Annotated in this window: 1 protein-coding gene; it reads left to right on the top strand. The window is 50.7% G+C overall.

Features of this window, described 5'->3' with window-relative positions; genetic code table 11:
• Nucleotides 1–519: 519 nt before the first annotated feature.
• On the top strand, nt 520–1208 hold a 689-nt coding region (locus A1351_RS23810), incomplete at its 3' end, for a formyltransferase family protein (RefSeq protein WP_305791301.1).

The following is a 1208-nucleotide window of genomic DNA, read 5'->3' on the forward strand; positions in this document are numbered from 1 at the left end:
CGGTTGAAACGGTCCGGCGCGTGGCGGCGTCGAGCACGCCGAGCACATGCTCGCCTTGCGGTTCGTGCGGATAAACGGCGACTGGCTATTGGGACAACCTCAAGCAAAAGCGCGCCGCCGCCAACGACAATGCCCGGAAAGGATTACAGCCACGCGGCGCCTGACCCCACAACTTTGGTTCACACCGATAGCACTGGCTTGAAAGTTTACGGCGAAGGTGCGAGGGTATGATGCCGGTCATCTGAGCCGGCGCTACGCGCAACAGATTCTTCTCATCGAGGAGTTTGCGCGCGCCGGCGTCGAGGTCTATCGGGCTGCTCATGTTGGTAATGGCGTAAATTGCATATCGCGCTCAAGGCCGAAATACGCCAGCTGAGCGATGACGCCGCGAGACCCCTTGATTCCCGATTTCCTTGACAGCCTACGAGGGCGACAGCGTCTTTCAATTATCGAGAACTGCCAGCGCAAGGCGAGGTCGACGTGGTGACTAGGTCTTCTGCTAATTCACGCAACAAAGCCGTGCGGACCCAGAACAAATTTAGCTGCTTTATTATCGGAGGAAGCCGATTAACTATACGGTGCGCTGAAATAATTCTGAGACACGGGCATGAACTCCGTGGCATTATCTCCCCGGATTCAGTAGTTAATGAATGGGCACGCAGAAGCAATATTTCGAACTTCGGGCCTACATGTGACCTTGACGGAATTTTGAGCCAACAACCATTTGATTACCTATTTAGCATAGCCAATGGCCTAATTTTGCCAAGGGAGATTTTGGCTCGCCCACGGAAGTATGCTGTCAACTATCACGACTCTCTGTTGCCTAGATTTGCTGGAACATATGCGACTTCCTGGGCTATTATACATCGAGAGACTATCCATGGGGTTACCTGGCATGTTATGAGCTACCTTGTAGATGCTGGCGATATCATTATACAATGTCCTGTCAAAGTTAAAGCTGACGAAACTGCGTTTACCCTCAACATGAAGTGTTTTTATGCTGCGATCCAATCGTTTGAACTCCTGATCGGCGATCTGTCCTGCAACTGCGAGGTGTTTAGCAAGCAAGATCGTGACGAACGCACATTTTTTGCACGTAATAAGATGCCTCCTACAGGGTTTAAGATATCATGGAATCGTTGTGCGTATGAGATCGACGCCTTTATTAGGGCATTAGACTTCGGCCAATACTTTAATCCTATCGGATA

The sequence above is a fragment of the Methylosinus sp. R-45379 genome (assembly GCF_001644125.1).
In the GTDB taxonomy this organism is placed as follows: Bacteria; Pseudomonadota; Alphaproteobacteria; order Rhizobiales; family Beijerinckiaceae; genus Methylosinus.